The organism is Mesorhizobium sp. M0437 (genome assembly GCF_040321335.1).
Classification (GTDB): Bacteria; Pseudomonadota; Alphaproteobacteria; order Rhizobiales; family Rhizobiaceae; genus Mesorhizobium.
Genome location: NZ_JAMYRK010000270.1, coordinates 1 through 520 on the forward strand (window position 1 = coordinate 1; position 520 = coordinate 520).

The window sequence follows — 520 nt, forward strand, 5'->3', positions numbered from 1 at the left end:
GCGATGAGCCGATCGAGGCTTCCACCCTCGCCAATCCTTATTATGCCAGCGCCCTTGTCAGCGCCTACAATGACTACCAGATCGACCAATGGCTGCCGAAGGACGATCGCTTCATGGGCTCGATCATCATCGCGCCACAGGATCCGAAGCTCGCGGCCGCCGAGATACGCCGTCTTGGCAATCATCCGCGCATGGTTCAGGTTCTCGCTTCGCAAGGCTCCGTCAAGCCCTATGGCGATCCGTTTTACCATCCAATCTATGAGGCTTGCGCCGAGGTGGGGCTGCCCTTTGCCATACATCTGGGCGGCCATGGCGGCGTGAATTCGACCGCGATTGCTCCTGCCCCAACGACGTTCTTCTGGGAGACGCACGCCATCCTGCACATGTCGGCGATTTCACATGTCGCAAGCATGATTGCGCATGGCGTCTTCGAAAAATGGCCGGACCTCTACTTCGTCGTCATCGAATGCGGCGTGGCCTGGGTGCCGTCGGTATTGTGGCGCCTGGATGCGGATTACAA

1 protein-coding gene is annotated in these 520 nt (G+C 59.0%); it reads left to right on the forward strand.

Annotated elements, in window-relative coordinates; all coding sequences use genetic code 11:
- The coding region (locus tag NKI72_RS35405; protein WP_352852320.1) for an amidohydrolase family protein at positions 1–520 on the forward strand (520 nt) is incomplete at both ends.